Source organism: Klebsiella sp. BIGb0407, from assembly GCF_024807845.1.
Classification (GTDB): Bacteria; Pseudomonadota; Gammaproteobacteria; order Enterobacterales; family Enterobacteriaceae; genus JGM124.
In genome coordinates, this window is record NZ_JANUEQ010000001.1 from 1,459,783 (window position 1) to 1,475,878 (window position 16,096).

Sequence of the window (16,096 nt, forward strand, 5' to 3'; positions counted from 1 at the left end):
CATTCTAAGCCAAAAGGACTTTCCCATGATAGATTTGCGCAGTGATACCGTAACCCGCCCAAGCCGTGCCATGCTGGAACGAATGATGGCTGCCCCCACCGGGGATGATGTTTATGGTGATGACCCTACCGTTAATAAGCTGCAAGAGCTCGTCGCCCAGCTCAGCGGCAAAGAAGCCGCGCTGTTTTTACCAACCGGTACCCAGGCTAACCTGGTTGCGCTGCTGAGTCACTGTGAACGCGGGGAAGAGTATATTGTCGGCCAGGTGGCGCATAATTACCTTTATGAGGCCGGGGGTGCGGCAGTATTAGGCAGTATCCAGCCACAACCGATTGACGCTAACCCGGACGGCTCACTTCCGCTCGACAAAGTTGCAGCAAAAATCAAACCGGATGATATTCATTTCGCACGAACCAAGCTGCTGAGTCTGGAAAATACCCATAACGGCAAAGTGCTGCCACGTGAATATTTCCAGCAAGCCTGGGAATTTACCCGTGAGCATAATCTTGCCCTGCATATTGACGGTGCCCGACTGTTTAATGCCACTGTCGCCTACGGCTGCACACTGGAAGAAATTACCCGCTACTGTGACACCTTTACACTTTGCCTTTCGAAAGGTCTCGGAACGCCAGTCGGCTCACTGTTAGTCGGCAGCCATGACTATATTAAGCGAGCAAACCGCTGGCGTAAAATGACCGGTGGCGGTATGCGTCAGTCGGGAATTTTAGCGGCGGCAGGGCTGTTTGCTCTGGAAAATAATATCTCACGTTTACAAGAAGACCATGATAACGCGCACTGGCTTGCCGGCGAGCTGAAAGAGATAGGTGTGGATGTTATCCGTCAGGACACCAATATGGTCTTTGCACGTATGCCCGCTGAGCAGGCCAGCGAATTTGGTCAGTTTATGCGCGAAAGAAATATTATTATCAGCGCTGGCGCGAATATGCGTCTGGTTACGCACCTTGATGTCAGCCGTGCACAGCTGGCAGAGGTAGTTGCGCACTGGCGCACCTTTATCCAGCGCTAGACAGGAACTGACCATGACACAATCGAAAAGGATTTTGGTTCTGGGTGCCAGCGGCTATATTGGCCGGCACCTGATTGTGCAGCTGAGTGAGGCCGGGCACCAGGTTATCGCCGCTGCCCGGCACATCGATGCGCTAAAAAAACAGGCAAGATCCGGGGTAGAATATCACGCGGTCGATCTGCACGACCCACAGTTTCCGCTCTCACTGCTGGAGCAGGTCGATACCCTCTACTATCTGATTCACAGCATGGGTGATGGCGCTGATTTTGTCGCCCTGGAACAGCAGGCTGCCACACATCTCCGTAATGCGCTCAGACAACAGCCCGTTAAGCAGATAATATTTCTCAGCTCGCTACAAGTTAGCGGGAATCAATACTCTGGGCATTTACAAGCCCGACAGTTAACCGCTGAAATATTACGTGATGCAGGTATTCCGGTAACAGAGTTACGCGCAGGTATCGTGATTGGTTCAGGTTCAGCCGCCTTTGAAGTGATGCGTGATATGGTCTATAACCTGCCAGTATTAACCCCCCCACGCTGGGTACGCTCACGCACTACGCCTATTGCGCTGGATAATCTGCTTTACTACCTGGTACATCTGTTAGATATCCCCGCCTCAAGGCATCGGATACTTGAAGCCGCAGGGCCTGAAGTCCTCAGTTATCAGCAACAATTTAAGCGTTTTATGGCCGTCAGCGGTAAACATCGCCCGCTGATCCCCATTCCGTTTCCGGTGCGCTGGATCTCTGTCTGGTTTCTTAACCTGATAACCTCGGTGCCGCCAACGCTCGCCAGCGCACTGATTCAAGGCTTGAAGCATGACTTACTGGCGGATGACCGTCAGCTACGTGAACTTATTCCTCAGCCACTGATTTCCTTTGATGATGCGGTGCGTTCCGCACTCAATCATCAGCATAAACTTTCTGATGCCCTTAACTGGGGTAACGATCCTCAGGCTCTTAATCGCTGGCAGCCTGACTATGGCTTTTTTGCCCGCCAGGCAGGTTGCACCGTCACGACAGACGCAAGTCTTGAAGACCTGTGGAAAGTCGTCAATCAACTGGGCGGCGAACAAGGCTATTTCTTTGGTAATGCGTTGTGGAAAACACGTGCGTTTATGGACCGGATTATCGGTCATAAACTGGCAACAGGTCGCCCTGAAAGAGCGCTACTGGAAATCGGTGATTATGTTGATAGCTGGAAAGTGATTGTCGTCGAACCTCAGCAAGAACTGACGCTGTTATTTGGCATGAAAGCGCCGGGACTCGGGCGTCTGACCTTCCGACTTTCTGATGACGGACATCAGCGCAAGCTGGATGTTCGGGCATGGTGGCACCCGGCAGGTATGCCTGGATTGCTCTACTGGTTAGTGATGAGCCCGGCGCATCTGTTTATCTTCAGAGGAATGGCACACAAAATTGTCAATTTAGCGGAAAATAATTCTGCCTGAGATATCAAATAGCAGTCAATTATTCAGGATTTTCATTGCGTATAGTATTATTTCACGGAAAATACGTAACCTTAACTTCACCTATCTGAGTTGAGCAACATGAAGGTACTGGTCACCGGCGCTACCAGCGGTTTAGGTCGAAATGCGGTAGATTATTTGTGTGCAAAAGGCGTTAGCGTACGGGCAACCGGCGCCAATGCAGCCATGGGACCCTTGCTGGAAAAAATGGGGGCTGAATTTATTCATGCAGACCTCGCAACGCTTGTTTCTGCTCAAGCGAAAGCCTTGCTTGCCGGGGTTGATACACTCTGGCACTGCTCAAGCTTCACCTCTCCCTGGGGAACCCAGGAAGCCTTTGATTTAGCCAATGTCCGCGCAACCCGACGTCTGGGAGAATGGTCTGTGGCCTCAGGAATACGAAATTTTATCCATATTTCATCGCCCTCACTCTATTTTGATTATCACCATCGCCGTGATATCGAAGAAGATTTTCGGCCATTTCGTTTTGCTAATGCCTTTGCCCGCAGTAAGGCCAATAGCGAAGCGGTGATCCAGACTTTAGCGCAGTCGAATCCAGGCACGCACTTTACAATTCTGCGTCCACAAAGTTTATTCGGCGCGCACGATAATGTGTTTTTCCCTCGACTGGTCAATATGATGCGCCACTATGGCAGCGTTCTGTTGCCGCGGGGTGGAGAAGCCTTTGTCGATATGACCTATGTCGAGAATGCCGTGCATGCCATGTGGCTCGCCACGCAAACTACGCACTACCCTTCAGGCCGAACCTATAACATCACCAATAATGAGCCGCGTACACTGCGCAGTATTGTCCAGAAGCTGATTGATGAGTTAGGGATCCACTGCCGTATTCGCTCTGTGCCTTACCCGATGCTGGATCTGGTTGCCCGCAGCATGGAGCACTTTAGTAACAAGTCAGCTAAAGAACCGGTACTTACTCACTACGGCGTTTCTAAATTACATTTTGACTTTACGCTTGATATCAGCCGGGCAAAAACCGAGCTGAACTATCAGCCAATAGTCACGCTTGATGAAGGTATTCGGCAAACGGCATTATGGCTGAAAGATCACGGAACCCTGCACCGACGTTAACCCTGACCATACTTTTCCAGCAGCGCTTCAACAATCGCTTGCGTCTGTGCATCAGCCTGCCCGCTATAGTTTTGTGGGCGGAAATGCATCTGAAAAGCGGCAATAACCTGCTTTAGCTGCGCCTGTGTCATCTCAGGCGCTACCTGATAGCCATAGCGAGCCAGCAGATCCAGCAAATTAGCCTGATCGACGGGTTCAAAAGCAGCACGACCATTCAAATAGAAGGCCACACGATCCGGGGAAGGCCAGGCACCGATGCCGCGTTCAGCTAATCGCTGCCATGGGAATAATGGCCCAGGGTCGACTTTGCGCTGAGGGGCAATATCACTGTGTGCCACGATATTCTCGGGGGCAATCTGATAGCGTTCGATAATCTCCGGCAGTAATTTTTCCAGCACCGCTATCTGTGAGGGAGCAAAAGGATAAAACTGTTTTTTATCTCCATGCTGAGTAAAACCGCTATTTTCTAACTCAATGCCAATTGAGATATCGTTGATACGCTGACTTCCTCGCCAGAAACTGACCCCGGCGTGCCAGGCCAGCTGTTGTTCCGGAACCAGTTGCCAGATAACCGGTTTACCCGCAGACACAGGTGGCGTGGCAGGGATAAGATAATGCGAGCTGACATCAGGCCCTGTCAGGGTACGTAATGAGCCGTGAAAATGATCGGCAGTATAGTGAATAACCAGCATTCTGATGCGCGGGTAAGAAGCCTGGGCAGGATGCCGCAGGTCAATCAGGTATTCACCTTTATCCACTATCCCCTGCTGCCTGGCGCAGCCCGTCAGTAATATCATTAAACAACACACTATCATCCGTGAATACATTCCAGCCTCTCTATTATTCAGCCTAAGTGTTCAGACTTTACCGCCATTCTACCCTGTATAAAGGTGCCTGATTCTTAATTCCAGGCAATTTGATAGTCGTCACCGACATCCGGCACTATTTTGTGCTAATTTTAATGGACTAAATCTGTTTATTTTAAGATTTAACGCGCAAAGATTGCATAACTATTCTGTTAAAGGTACCCTTTTCGACTTCAATGAGCTATTCAACCCCCAAACTGCAACCCATGAGTATTCAACTAAACGGCGTTAACTGCTTCTATGGTGTCCATCAGGCACTATTTGATATCACACTACATTGCCCGCAGGGTGAAACACTGGTGTTGCTAGGCCCTAGCGGCGCGGGTAAGAGCTCGCTATTGCGGGTGCTTAATTTGCTGGAGATGCCACGTTCCGGCACCCTGAGCATTGCTGGTAATACCTATGATTTTTCAAAAGTACCCAGTGATAAAGCGATTCGTGAATTACGACAGAACGTCGGCATGGTGTTTCAGCAATATAATCTCTGGCCACATCTGAGCGTGCTGGATAACCTGATTGAAGCCCCTTGTCGGGTACTGGGTTTAAGCAAGGAAAAAGCACGCGCCCGTGCTGATAAATTGCTGGAACGTCTTCGATTAACGCCATATATGGACAGATATCCGCTGCATCTTTCCGGCGGACAACAGCAACGTGTTGCTATTGCCCGGGCATTAATGATGGAGCCGCAGGTGTTGTTGTTCGACGAACCTACCGCGGCACTGGATCCAGAAATCACGGCACAAATTGTCAGTATCATTAACGAGCTGGCAGAAACGAAAATCACTCAGGTCATTGTCACACACGAAGTGGAAGTTGCACGCAAAACAGCCAGTCGTGTTATTTACATGGAAAATGGCCATATTGTTGAACAAGGTGATGCGAGCTGCTTCAGCAACCCGCAGACCGAAGCGTTTAAATCCTACCTCTCTCACTGATGTTGAACGGGAAACGACAATGAAAAAAGTTCTGCTGGCAACACTGTTAGCTGCCGTTACTTTCTCAGCAAGCGCCGCGCAAACTCTGCGTTTCGCAACTGAAGCCTCCTACCCTCCGTTTGAGTCTATTGATGCCAATAACCAAATCGTTGGTTTTGATGTCGATTTAGCCAATGCGCTGTGTAAAGAGATTGATGCGACCTGTACTTTTACTAACCAGGCATTCGACAGCTTGATCCCAGGCTTAAAATTCCGTCGTTTCGATGTGGTTATGGCCGGTATGGACATCACTCCTGAGCGTGAAAAACAGGTTCTGTTTACTCAGCCGTACTATGACAACTCTGCGTTGTTTGTCGGTCAGACAGGTAAAAATGCTGATATCGCGGCATTAAAAGGTAAGAAAGTTGGCGTTCAGAATGGAACCACTCATCAGAAATTTATTACTGATAAACATCCAGAAATTACTACCGTCCCATACGATAGCTATCAGAATGCCAAGCTGGATTTACAAAGTGGTCGTATTAATGCCGTATTTGGTGATACTGCGGTAGTAACAGAATGGCTGCAAGACGGTTCCAAGCTGGCTCCAGTCGGCGATAAAGTCACTGATAAAGATTACTTTGGTACCGGGCTTGGCATCGCGATGCGCCAGGACAACACCGAGCTGCAAGCTAAGCTGAATGCGGCTCTGGAAAAAGTGAAGAAAGATGGTACTTATCAGGCCATCTATGACAAATGGTTCCAGAAGTAATCTATTCGATGAATGAATTTTTTCCATTAGCAAGTGCCGCCGGTATGACCGTCGGCCTTGCCGTTTGCGCCTTGATAGCGGGCCTTGCACTGGCAATGTTTTTTGCCGTGTGGGAGTCAAGCAAATATCGCGCGATCTCCTGGACGGCTACCGGCCTGGTGACAGTGCTGCGCGGTCTGCCTGAGATCCTGGTGGTATTGTTTATCTATTTTGGCTCATCGCAGATACTGTTGATACTGGCAGACGGCTTTACGCTGAATCTGGGCTTTACCTCGTTTCTGATTCAGGTGCCGATCACCGATTTTGATGTCAGCCCCTTCCTCTGCGGGGTGATTGCGCTATCCCTACTGTATGCGGCTTATGCTTCGCAAACACTACGTGGTGCGCTGAAAGCCGTTCCTATTGGACAGTGGGAATCCGGTCAGGCTTTAGGCCTGTCTAAGTCGGCGATTTTCTTTCGTCTGGTAATGCCCCAGATGTGGCGCCACGCCCTGCCGGGGTTAGGTAACCAATGGCTGGTATTACTGAAAGATACCGCGCTGGTTTCGCTGATAAGCGTCAATGACCTGATGCTACAAACCAAAAGTATCGCTACACGAACTCAGGAACCCTTTACCTGGTACGTAGTTGCGGCGGCAATTTATCTGGTTATTACGTTGTTCAGTCAGTACATATTGAAACGTATTGACCTGCGTGCAACGCGTTTTGAACGGAGGCCTAACTGATGCTCGATTTCCTGCCTGAGCTGATGAAAGGTCTGCATACCAGCCTGACCCTCACCGCGGCATCAATTATTCTGGCATTAATGATGTCACTGGTTTTTACCGTCATTCTGACGCTAAAAACACCGGTTCTGAACCTGCTGGTACGTGGCTATATCACGCTATTTACCGGCACGCCATTGCTGGTACAAATATTCCTGATCTACTACGGTCCGGGACAGTTCCCCTCTCTTCAGCACTATCCGTTGATTTGGAGCTTACTGTCTGAGCCCTGGTTATGTGCGTTAATCGCTTTGTCACTCAACAGTGCGGCCTATACCACGCTGCTGTTTCACGGAGCCATTCGTGCCATTCCCGAAGGTCAGTGGCAGTCTTGTAGTGCTTTAGGGATGAGCAAGAAAGATACGCTGGCTATTTTGTTACCTTATGCCTTTAAGCGTGCGCTTTCCTCTTACTCTAACGAAGTGGTTCTGGTTTTCAAAAGTACCTCACTGGCTTATACCATAACGCTGATGGAAGTGATGGGCTATGCCCAGCAGCTGTACGGTCGTACTTATGATGTATCAGTATTTGGCGCAGCAGGTATCGTCTATCTGGTGGTCAATGGTTTACTGACGTTGATGATGCGCTTAATTGAACGCCGGGCACTGGCATTTGAACGCAGAAACTAAGCAAACAAATATGGCCGAATAAAACGAGGATTTATCCTCGTTTTTTTTCGTCAAAAATTAAATAATAATACATCTATATTGCATATAAATTCATTTAGTGGCATGGTTATCTTATGCCGGTAACGGCAATTTATAATTATATATACCCACTGGAGCCATCCCAATGAAGAAGTTACTGTTAGCCGCCCTATTCGCCACAGTTGCCGTCAATGCTAGCGCCGCTGACAAAATCAACTTTGCTTCCTCAGCAACTTATCCTCCTTTTGAGTTTATGGATGCGAATAACCAAATCGCCGGTTTTGATATCGATCTGGCGAAAGCTTTATGCACACAGATGAAAGCTGACTGCACCTTCAACAACCATGCTTTTGACAGTCTGATTACTTCCCTTAAGTTCCGCAAATATGACGCTGTTATTTCAGGTATGGACATCACCGCTGAGCGCGCTAAACAAGTCGCCTTCACCAACCCGTACTATGATAACTCTGCCGTCGTCATCGCTAAAAAAGGAGTCTATAGCTCTTTTGATGACCTGAAAGGCAAACGTATTGGGATGGAAAATGGTTCGACTCACCAGAAGTATATCCAGGATAAACATCCTGAAGTAAAAACAGTCTCTTATGACAGTTATCAGAATGCTTTTATTGACCTGAAAAATGGCCGTATCGATGGAGTGTTTGGTGATACAGCCGCTGTCAATGAGTGGCTAAAAACCAGTCCGGAATTGGGCCCTGTAGGCGAGCATACCGCCGATCCTGAATACTTTGGTGCCGGTATGGGTATTGCTGTTCGTCAGGATAACCCAGAGCTGCTGAGCAAACTGAACACCGCTCTGGCGGCAATTAAAGCAGACGGTACCTATCAGAAACTTAATGATAAATGGTTCCCGCAATAATAAAGATAAGTGCATACCCTCGCGGGTATGCACTCAATTACGAGCCTATCCCTTGTTACGCCGAATCAGCAAGGTCAGAACCTCATAATGGGCAGTATGAGGGAACATGTCGAAAAGCTGAACTTTCTCAAGCTGGTAGTCCGGCAACATAGCAATATCCCGCGCCATGGTTTCAGCATTACAGCTGGAATAGATAATAAATGCCGGTCGCATCGCACTTAAGTAATCACAGAGTGCGGGTCCGATACCGCGCCGGGGCGGATTAACCAGTACCAGGTCAGGAATATCTTGCTGGCCCACAGCAAAGGCTGTCGAATCGAGCGCCTGAAATTGAATATTGTTCAACCCCAGTAACTTTGCTGAACGCTGAGCACAAGCAATAGCTTGCGGAGCGATTTCAATGCCGGTCAGTTTCATATCCGGTGTTGCACAATGCAGCCCGAAGCCCCCGACACCACAAAACAAATCCCACATATGATTAACCGGCAACGCCCGAATCCAGTCCCTGGCCGTTGCATATAATTCTGAGGCAACCTGTGGATTGGTCTGGAAAAAGCTTTGCGGGCGAATAAACAAAGGCACATGATTAAACTCTTCTGCCAGGGCCTGTTCTTCAGTGAGCGGGATCTCTTGCTCCCCTTCCATTATCGCCATATGTACTGGCTGAATATTGGCTGAAATCACTTTTAGCTGAGGTAACTGGGCCTGTAATTCAGGTAATACCCGGCGCAAAGCATCCATTTTTGCCTCAGATCGCAAGACAAAACGCAACATTATGCCGCCATCTAACTGACTCTCCGTGATCAGGATATATTTTAACTCTCCCCGCTTACGGGCGACGTTATAGGGAGTCAAACCTGCCCTGGCAATAAAAGGCTTAAGGGCGTTAAACACGGGGGTAAATGAAGGCGGATACAGCGGACAATCCGTCAGATCCTCAGGCACACCATTGCGATGTAACATCCCGAGTAGTGGCTTTTCGACACTTCCGCTAACCACCATTTTGGCTTTATTACGGAATGCCTGTTCAGCACCACTAACAGGCAGGCACCACTGCTTAACCGCGACACCCTGCAATAGTTGCTGAAGATTATCCATCTTCCTGGAGAGCTGGTCAGCTATCGGTTGTTTAAGCCACTGACAGGAGTGACAGCGGTCCGCGTCATAAAGCGCGCAATCCATAATAAAACCCTGAAGAAAAGCGAGGGCGCAGATTGTAGCATTCTGCGCATATTAGCGCCTGAAAAAAAGCCGGCTGCGACGTGGGACAAACAATAAAAAGAGTACCAGTAAGTCAGGTAATTTCTGAATAAACAGAGAGCGAAGAATTTCGCGCTGGGTTTCGCCTGCAATACTGAACAGTTCCGGATAACCAAAACCCAGAGACGCCGCCCATAAATACCCTGTGGCAATAATCTGAGTCAGTAAAAATATCCAGCGTCCCCAGTTAAACCCCTTGATGATAGAGACGGCACAATAAAGCTCGGCCACCAGCATGAAGATACTGCCAAAAAAAATCAGCCGTAATGCCCAGGTTTGCATACCGCGATAAAAAAAATCCATAGCTCCGGAAAAACCGAGCATATTAAACAGCAACACCAAATCGAGGCAACGGGTAGTAATTATCCCGATAGCGGCAATCAGAACAAATGTAGGAGTATTCAGTCTGGCGTGTGGGCAACGCTGTTTTTTTATCATGTCCACAAACTTCAGCTCCTTAACCTTACAAGTCGGCAATTAAAAGACAGCGCGACAAGCAGAACGTTCTGAGTATTAGTCACTCAAAATACAATTTTGTACTATTTTTGCGACAGATATCATCTGATTAAGCTGAATAAACGCGTTACCTGCTATTTTTTATGGCTTATCACACAGCGTTCAGCCAACAGAATCAGCGCCGTGATTCTGTGAATTGATGCGAGGGAACTAATGCAGAAAATGCATTTTAGCCTCGGGATCGCCCACCTCTTCTTCCGTCACAAACAGCAACTGATTAGCGCAGGCTTCAAGAATAACCATCGAAATTTGCTCTTCGCTTTGTTTGATAAAAGCGGCAAATTGTTCACGCGTGATACCGACAGAGGCATTCAACGACTGGCATACCACCAGCTTGGGCAAGTTATCGTCCTGAATATCCAGGAACGCTTTGACTGTCAGGGAGCTGGCATTAATCGATGAAATATCGGCTGCCAGAGGTAACAAGGCTGAAGGTTTAACTTCTGCCAGAGCAGAGAACAAAACGATATTATCGAGGAGGTCGATTTTTGCGTCATATACACCGTCAAAATTCTGCATATGGGGCAAATGTAATGCCTGACAGGTATCGCACTCAAAGAAACTGACGCCGTTTTCATCCAGCCAGCGGCGTAGCACGTCCAGAGTAGGAACAACAAGTGAATCCATAACCGCAAAAACCTCATACCTGTATAATAAATTACTTAATATGGTACGCAAAAATAGCCGTTCTTGCTATTAATAAGCAGTATTGGCACCTTAACCACCCGTTTTAAGGCGGTAATCAGGCTGCGCTTGCTGTTCTATCCATTCGATCATCAGTCTGGCAATATCAATGCCGCTGGTTTTTTCAATGCCTTCCAGCCCCGGTGAAGCGTTTACCTCCATCACCAGCGGGCCGCGGTTAGCCCGTAAAATATCCACCCCGGCCACTTCCAGACCCAAGGCACTGGTGGCTTGCAGTGCAACCTCTCGCTCTTTTGCCGTAATTGTCACCGGTCGAGCAGTACCACCACGATGTAAATTCGAACGAAAATCACCCGGTTTCGCCTGCCGTTCAATCGCCGCAACCACCGTATTGCCTATCACCAGGCAACGAATATCCCGACCTTCGGCCTCTTTAATATACTCCTGCACCAGGATATGCGCATTAAGCCCGCGAAAAGCGTCAATCACACTTTCTGCTGCCTGCCGCGTTTCCGCAAGCACCACACCAATACCCTGCGTACCTTCCACCAGCTTAACCACCAGCGGCGCACCGCCGACACGGTTAATCAGGTCATTAGTATCATCAGGTGAGTGAGCAAAGCCGGTCACAGGCAGATCCAGACCTTGTCGGGCCAGCAACTGTAGCGAACGCAGTTTATCCCTGGCACGAGTAATCGCGACTGATTCATTTAATGGGTAGCTGCCCAGCATTTCAAACTGGCGTAATACCGCGGTACCGTAGAACGTCATCGCAGAACCAATGCGGGGTATCACAGCATCGTAATGCGGTAACTGCTGCCCTTTATAGTGCACAGAGGGTGCCAGAGGGTCGATATTCATATAACAAGAAAGGGGGTCGATAACATCCACTAAGTGACCACACCGTATCGCTGCTTCGCGTAATCGCCTACACGAATAAAGTGTTCCATCCCGGGACAAAATAGCGATCTTCAATCTGTACCTCTGCGTAACAGAATCAACATGAACGTGGCCGTATCATACCACCCCCATCAGATTTCAACGACCCGTTAACATCCGGATGAAGACTTCAGTGCGGCAATGAGTTGTTGTGTGGTAGACGTCAGATGCATAGGATCATATACCGCATAGAGATCGGCCGGGATCGGATTTGTGGGACGACGAAAAACCACACCAGGCCAGCTCATCTGAGCATAACTATCAGCAATTATCGTTAAACCAAACCCAATACTGACTAAGGCCAGTACTGTCTGTGGCTCGACGGCTTCTCTGACCACCCGAGGCGTAAATCCGGCTTCACGACACACTCGCTGCAGGAACGTCCAGTCGGAGTGAACCGCTGTCATGGTGACAAAAGCCTCCTTTCGCAGCTGAATAATATCGATAGTTTCTTGCTGAGCCAGCGGATGGTTTTCAGGAAGAGCGACCATAAAAGTCGCTTTGTGCAATCTTTCACTTTGTAGCCCACCAGGAGGCGAGGTTTCCATGCGCCAGATCCCGGCATCAATCTCTTTACGTTCCAGCAGGACCAACTGGTCTCCCGGCGATTTTTCACAGAAGGTAAGATCGATAGCCGGATAGTCAGCGATAAATTGCTGCAAACCGTGCCGTAACCCTCCCCAGATAGCCGTGCCAACAATGCCAAGATGAACACGCCCCCCCTCACCCCGACCAATTTTTTCCACTCTTGCCAGCGCCAGGTTCGCATTCTCCAGTAGCTGCCGGGTTTCTTCCAGCAACACCTGCCCGGCATAAGTCAGTGCTACGTGCCGGGAATGGCGAATAAACAGCAGCGTGCCGAGCTGGGATTCAAGCTCTTTGATATGGAAACTGAGAGGAGGCTGGGACATATTGAGTCGAGCGGCCGCTTTACCGAAATGGAGCTCTTCGGCTACCGCCTGGAAATAACGCAACAGTTTAAAATCGGTACGATAGATGCGTTGGGAATTTTTCATGGGACTCCTCTATTAGCAAGCCCCATAAATTACCATTCTATACAGGTGTTGTAAGCTTTAACGCGTTATTGTGTCGCTCTGTTCGAAGAATCAGTCTCTTTTACATGGTTATCACGGAAAGAGAACTGGAAAATCACGGCCAGTACCAGTGCATAACCGGCAAACACTAACCAGATAGTATTCCAGTCTCTGACTCCGTCGTAGGTAAAGTAGTCGACAATATAGCCGCTGAAAATAGCGCCGAAATAGGCTCCGACACCATTCACCATGGTCATAAATAACCCCTGGGCGCTAGCGCGAATACGCGGGTCCACTTCTTTTTCCACAAACACTGAGCCGGAGATATTAAAGAAGTCAAACGCCATACCGTACACAATCATCGACAGCAGCAGTAATACGAAACCGAAGGCCGACGGATCCCCCCAGGCAAACAGGGCGAAGCGCAACACCCAGGCAATCATACTGATCAGCATCACCTTTTTGATACCATAGCGACGCAGGAAGAATGGAATAGTCAGAATAAACAGGACTTCAGATATTTGCGAGACGGACAGCAGTAACGAAGGATACTGCACCACAAAACTGTCGGCGAATTGCGGCTGACGCGCAAAATCATGCAGGAAAGGATTGCCAAAAGTATTGGTGATTTGCAGAACTGCACCTAGCAGTAGCGCAAACATAAAGAACACAGCCATGCGCGGGTTTTTAAACAATACAAACGCATCCAGTCCCATACGGCTTACCCAGCCGCGGGAGACCTGTTGTTTCACCACTTCGACGGTCGGTAATGTCAGCGCGTACACAGCCAGCAGACCAGAAGCACTGGCTGCCAGATAGAGCTGGATATTGCTCAGTTCAATCTTAAACAGACTGACTGTCCACATCGCGGCAATAAAACCGACTGTACCAAATACCCTTACTGGCGGGAAGTTAGTCACGGTATCCAGCCCGGCTTTTGCGAGGCAGGCATACGAAATGGTATTCGACAAAGCAATAGTAGGCATAAAGGCCAGAGCGTTACCGAGCATCGCCCAGAACATCAGGTCAGGCTGGTTAATACTGGCAGCCCAAACCAGGGTCGCGGCACAAACCAGGTGGCATAATGCATAGACCCGATTTGCGGCCAGCCATTTATCGGCAATGATCCCCACTAGCGCGGGCATAAACAGCGCCGCTAATCCTTTAGTACTGTAAACCATTCCTACATCAGCCCCGCGGAACCCAAGGGTGTTAATCATGTAGGAGCCGAGGGTAACCAGCCAGGCACCCCAGATGAAATACTGCAAGAACAGCATAATTCTCAAACGAAGCTTAGTCGCCACGGATGTTACCCTCGGATAGTCAAGTCAGGTTCAGGAAATCTTACGGAGGAAACCGCAAATCAGGTTGATAAAGTTCTGGCGCGATAATGCCGCCGCTTTCAGCGTTTGCTCATGGGAAAGCTGAATATCACCCAGACCTTCCGCAAGATTGGTAATAGCCGATACTGCGACGACTTTTAATCCACAATGGCGGGCACTGATAACTTCTGGTACCACAGACATTCCGACCACATGACCGCCAATGATTTGCATCATGCGGATCTCTGCTGCAGTTTCAAAGTTCGGACCCGGGTAAGAAACGAAGACACCTTCATGCAGAGGGAATTTCTCTTCGGCGGCAACTTGCTGCAAAATGTGGCGATAATCGGCATCGTAAGCGTTTGCTAACGAGAAAAAGCGTTCACCAAAACGTTCGTCGTTAGGGCCCACGGTTGGCGTACCTGGCATAGTATTGATGTGATCGTTAAGCGCGACCAGGCTACCAGGCTCCACTTCCGGACGTAAAGAACCGGCAGCATTGGTAGAGAACAGGATTTCACAGCCGAGCAGCTTAAAGGTACGAATAGCGCTCGTCATCACTGACATGCCACGGCCTTCGTAGAAATGACCACGACCTTTCATACAAGCAACAGGCACACCCGCCAGAACCCCCACGACCAGCTCACCGGCATGACCATGAACAGTGCTGACCGGGAAACCAGGCAGTTCATCGTATGAGAAAACGACAGGTTGTTCGATTTTTTCTGCCAGTTCACCCAGACCTGAACCAAGGATAAACGCGACCCGAGGCACAAGACCATTCAGACGTGAGCGGATAATGTCCGCGGCATAAAATGGCGAGTTATCAAAAGCGGTATTTGTCATCATTCAGCCCTTTTCAGATTATCGTTATATACCCGACACCATTCGAGTGGCCTGTCGGCAACTTGATGTCTGTCGGGTATAACTGGTTCAGTTATAACGATATATCCACAAGGTGAACCAATACCGTTTAATGATACGATTGATAGGGAAATTGTATCAATAGGTTAATTGACGGTAACGGACACAACTAGCGGGTTGCCCATCCCTGGCGATGGAGATAATCAAGGATAAAAGGACGACTCTCTTTTACCAGCGTACGTTTGATATGCTCGCTCCAGTTATCCTGACGCGTATTCGTCGTACGTTGCTGGTAATACTCCGCAAGGAGTGCGTCGTATTTTTCCAGTTGCTGATGATTTAATGGCTGGTACTGATTTTCATGAACCAGCATTTCTACTGGCATACGCGGCTTACTGTCAGGTTGTTCTGCAGGCCATCCCATACACAGGCCAAATAGCGGCAGGACATGTTTTGGTACCTTGAGTAACTGGCCTACCGCTTCAATATTATTCCGAATTCCGCCGATGTAAACCGTACCCAGTCCTAATGACTCTGCCGCAATAACAGCATTTTGTGCCAGTATTGCCGTATCAACGACACCAATCAGCAGTTGTTCTGCCAGTCCAGGCTCCGCTTGCGGGCAAATCTCGAAATTACGCTGGAAATCGGCACAAAATACCCAGAACTCGGCGGCATCGGCAACATGTTGCTGTCCTCCCGTCAGTGGAACTAGCTGAGCGCGCAGTGCAGGGTCAGTTATGCGAATAACCGAGCTGCATTGCAGAAAACTGGAGCTGGAAGCCGCCTGGGCACTGGCGAGGATCGCGGCACGTTGTGATTCTGTGACAACCCCAGCCCGAAAGCGGCGGATAGAACGGTGGGCACAGAGTAGGTCAATAGTCGGCGTCATGGTTTTTCCTGATGATGCGGCCTGCAAATATCGGGCTAGTCTACCTCCTCCCGTCTCTGGATCAAGAGTGAACAAGGGGTCGGGTGGTAGGATAATATTTCCGTTATCGCCTATACTCTGGTCATTAAGATAGCCTGTACATATCAAACTAACAGGTAAAGCCTTCTTGGCAAATGACCGGCCAGGCGGCATCATAG

General features: G+C 49.1%; 17 protein-coding genes. 8 read left to right on the forward strand and 9 right to left on the reverse strand.

All coding sequences use genetic code 11. The annotated features are described in order from the left end of the window. Positions 1 to 25 precede the first annotated feature (25 nt). The 3 genes from ltaE to M2387_RS06750 all read left to right on the forward strand — a co-directional run bounded on the left by ltaE (position 26) and on the right by M2387_RS06750 (position 3,587). Positions 26 to 1,027: a low-specificity L-threonine aldolase gene (gene ltaE, locus M2387_RS06740; protein ID WP_259048053.1), complete on the forward strand. Its 1,002-nt coding sequence runs from the start codon at positions 26 to 28 to the stop codon at positions 1,025 to 1,027. Positions 1,028 to 1,040: 13 nt separating this feature from the next. Beyond that, positions 1,041 to 2,477, forward strand: a complete 1,437-nt coding sequence (locus tag M2387_RS06745; protein ID WP_259048055.1) for an SDR family oxidoreductase — start codon at positions 1,041 to 1,043, stop codon at positions 2,475 to 2,477. Between the two features lie 99 nt (positions 2,478 to 2,576). Then, positions 2,577 to 3,587, forward strand: coding sequence for an NAD-dependent epimerase/dehydratase family protein (locus M2387_RS06750; RefSeq protein ID WP_259048057.1), 1,011 nt, complete (start codon positions 2,577 to 2,579; stop codon positions 3,585 to 3,587). Here M2387_RS06750 and M2387_RS06755 read toward each other — a convergent pair. Beyond that, on the reverse strand, positions 3,584 to 4,414 hold the full coding sequence (locus tag M2387_RS06755; protein WP_259048058.1) for an N-acetylmuramoyl-L-alanine amidase: 831 nt from the start codon (positions 4,412 to 4,414) through the stop codon (positions 3,584 to 3,586). The two genes, M2387_RS06750 and M2387_RS06755, sit on opposite strands and share 4 nt — an antisense overlap. A 245-nt stretch (positions 4,415 to 4,659) precedes the next feature. On the opposite strand from M2387_RS06755, the gene artP reads away from it, so the two are divergent. From artP to M2387_RS06780, 5 genes are all read left to right on the forward strand, one after another. Then, positions 4,660 to 5,388, forward strand: a complete 729-nt coding sequence (gene artP / locus M2387_RS06760; protein ID WP_259048060.1) for an arginine ABC transporter ATP-binding protein ArtP — start codon at positions 4,660 to 4,662, stop codon at positions 5,386 to 5,388. A gap of 19 nt (positions 5,389 to 5,407) precedes the next feature. Further along, positions 5,408 to 6,139 (forward strand): arginine ABC transporter substrate-binding protein, encoded by a 732-nt coding sequence (artJ, locus tag M2387_RS06765; RefSeq protein WP_259048062.1) that lies wholly within the window; start codon positions 5,408 to 5,410, stop codon positions 6,137 to 6,139. 8 nt (positions 6,140 to 6,147) lie between these two features. Then, positions 6,148 to 6,864, forward strand: coding sequence for an arginine ABC transporter permease ArtQ (artQ, locus tag M2387_RS06770; protein ID WP_259048064.1), 717 nt, complete (start codon positions 6,148 to 6,150; stop codon positions 6,862 to 6,864). Further along, positions 6,864 to 7,532 (forward strand): arginine ABC transporter permease ArtM, encoded by a 669-nt coding sequence (gene artM / locus M2387_RS06775; protein WP_259048066.1) that lies wholly within the window; start codon positions 6,864 to 6,866, stop codon positions 7,530 to 7,532. Before artQ ends, artM begins: the two co-directional genes overlap by 1 nt. Before the next feature lie 163 nt (positions 7,533 to 7,695). Beyond that, positions 7,696 to 8,427: an arginine ABC transporter substrate-binding protein gene (locus M2387_RS06780; protein WP_259048068.1), complete on the forward strand. Its 732-nt coding sequence runs from the start codon at positions 7,696 to 7,698 to the stop codon at positions 8,425 to 8,427. Between the two features lie 45 nt (positions 8,428 to 8,472). Here the strand turns inward: M2387_RS06780 and rlmC are convergent, their stop codons facing one another. The 8 genes from rlmC to nfsA form a co-directional block, all read right to left on the reverse strand. Then, complete coding sequence (gene rlmC, locus M2387_RS06785; RefSeq protein WP_259048070.1) at positions 8,473 to 9,609, reverse strand: 23S rRNA (uracil(747)-C(5))-methyltransferase RlmC; 1,137 nt, start codon at positions 9,607 to 9,609, stop codon at positions 8,473 to 8,475. A 51-nt stretch (positions 9,610 to 9,660) separates the two neighbouring features. Further along, complete coding sequence (locus M2387_RS06790; RefSeq protein WP_259048336.1) at positions 9,661 to 10,125, reverse strand: YbjO family protein; 465 nt, start codon at positions 10,123 to 10,125, stop codon at positions 9,661 to 9,663. A 228-nt stretch (positions 10,126 to 10,353) separates the two neighbouring features. Further along, positions 10,354 to 10,830: a YbjN domain-containing protein gene (locus M2387_RS06795; RefSeq protein ID WP_259048071.1), complete on the reverse strand. Its 477-nt coding sequence runs from the start codon at positions 10,828 to 10,830 to the stop codon at positions 10,354 to 10,356. Between the two features lie 90 nt (positions 10,831 to 10,920). Then, positions 10,921 to 11,823 carry a 30S ribosomal protein S6--L-glutamate ligase gene (gene rimK, locus M2387_RS06800; RefSeq protein ID WP_259048072.1) on the reverse strand — a complete coding sequence of 301 codons (903 nt, stop codon included), beginning with the start codon at positions 11,821 to 11,823 and terminating at the stop codon, positions 10,921 to 10,923. Positions 11,824 to 11,897: 74 nt separating this feature from the next. Further along, entirely contained in the window at positions 11,898 to 12,803 is a 906-nt protein-coding gene (locus M2387_RS06805) for a LysR family transcriptional regulator (protein WP_259048073.1), read from the reverse strand. Between the two features lie 65 nt (positions 12,804 to 12,868). Beyond that, positions 12,869 to 14,125 carry a nucleoside permease gene (locus M2387_RS06810; RefSeq protein WP_259048074.1) on the reverse strand — a complete coding sequence of 419 codons (1,257 nt, stop codon included), beginning with the start codon at positions 14,123 to 14,125 and terminating at the stop codon, positions 12,869 to 12,871. Between the two features lie 30 nt (positions 14,126 to 14,155). After that, the gene (gene xapA / locus M2387_RS06815; RefSeq protein ID WP_259048338.1) at positions 14,156 to 14,989 is read right to left on the reverse strand and encodes a xanthosine phosphorylase; all 834 of its coding nucleotides are present in this window, start codon (positions 14,987 to 14,989) and stop codon (positions 14,156 to 14,158) included. A gap of 187 nt (positions 14,990 to 15,176) precedes the next feature. After that, a complete protein-coding gene (gene nfsA, locus M2387_RS06820) occupies positions 15,177 to 15,899 on the reverse strand; it encodes an oxygen-insensitive NADPH nitroreductase (RefSeq protein ID WP_259048075.1) in 723 nt (240 codons plus the stop codon). Positions 15,900 to 16,096: the final 197 nt, after the last annotated feature.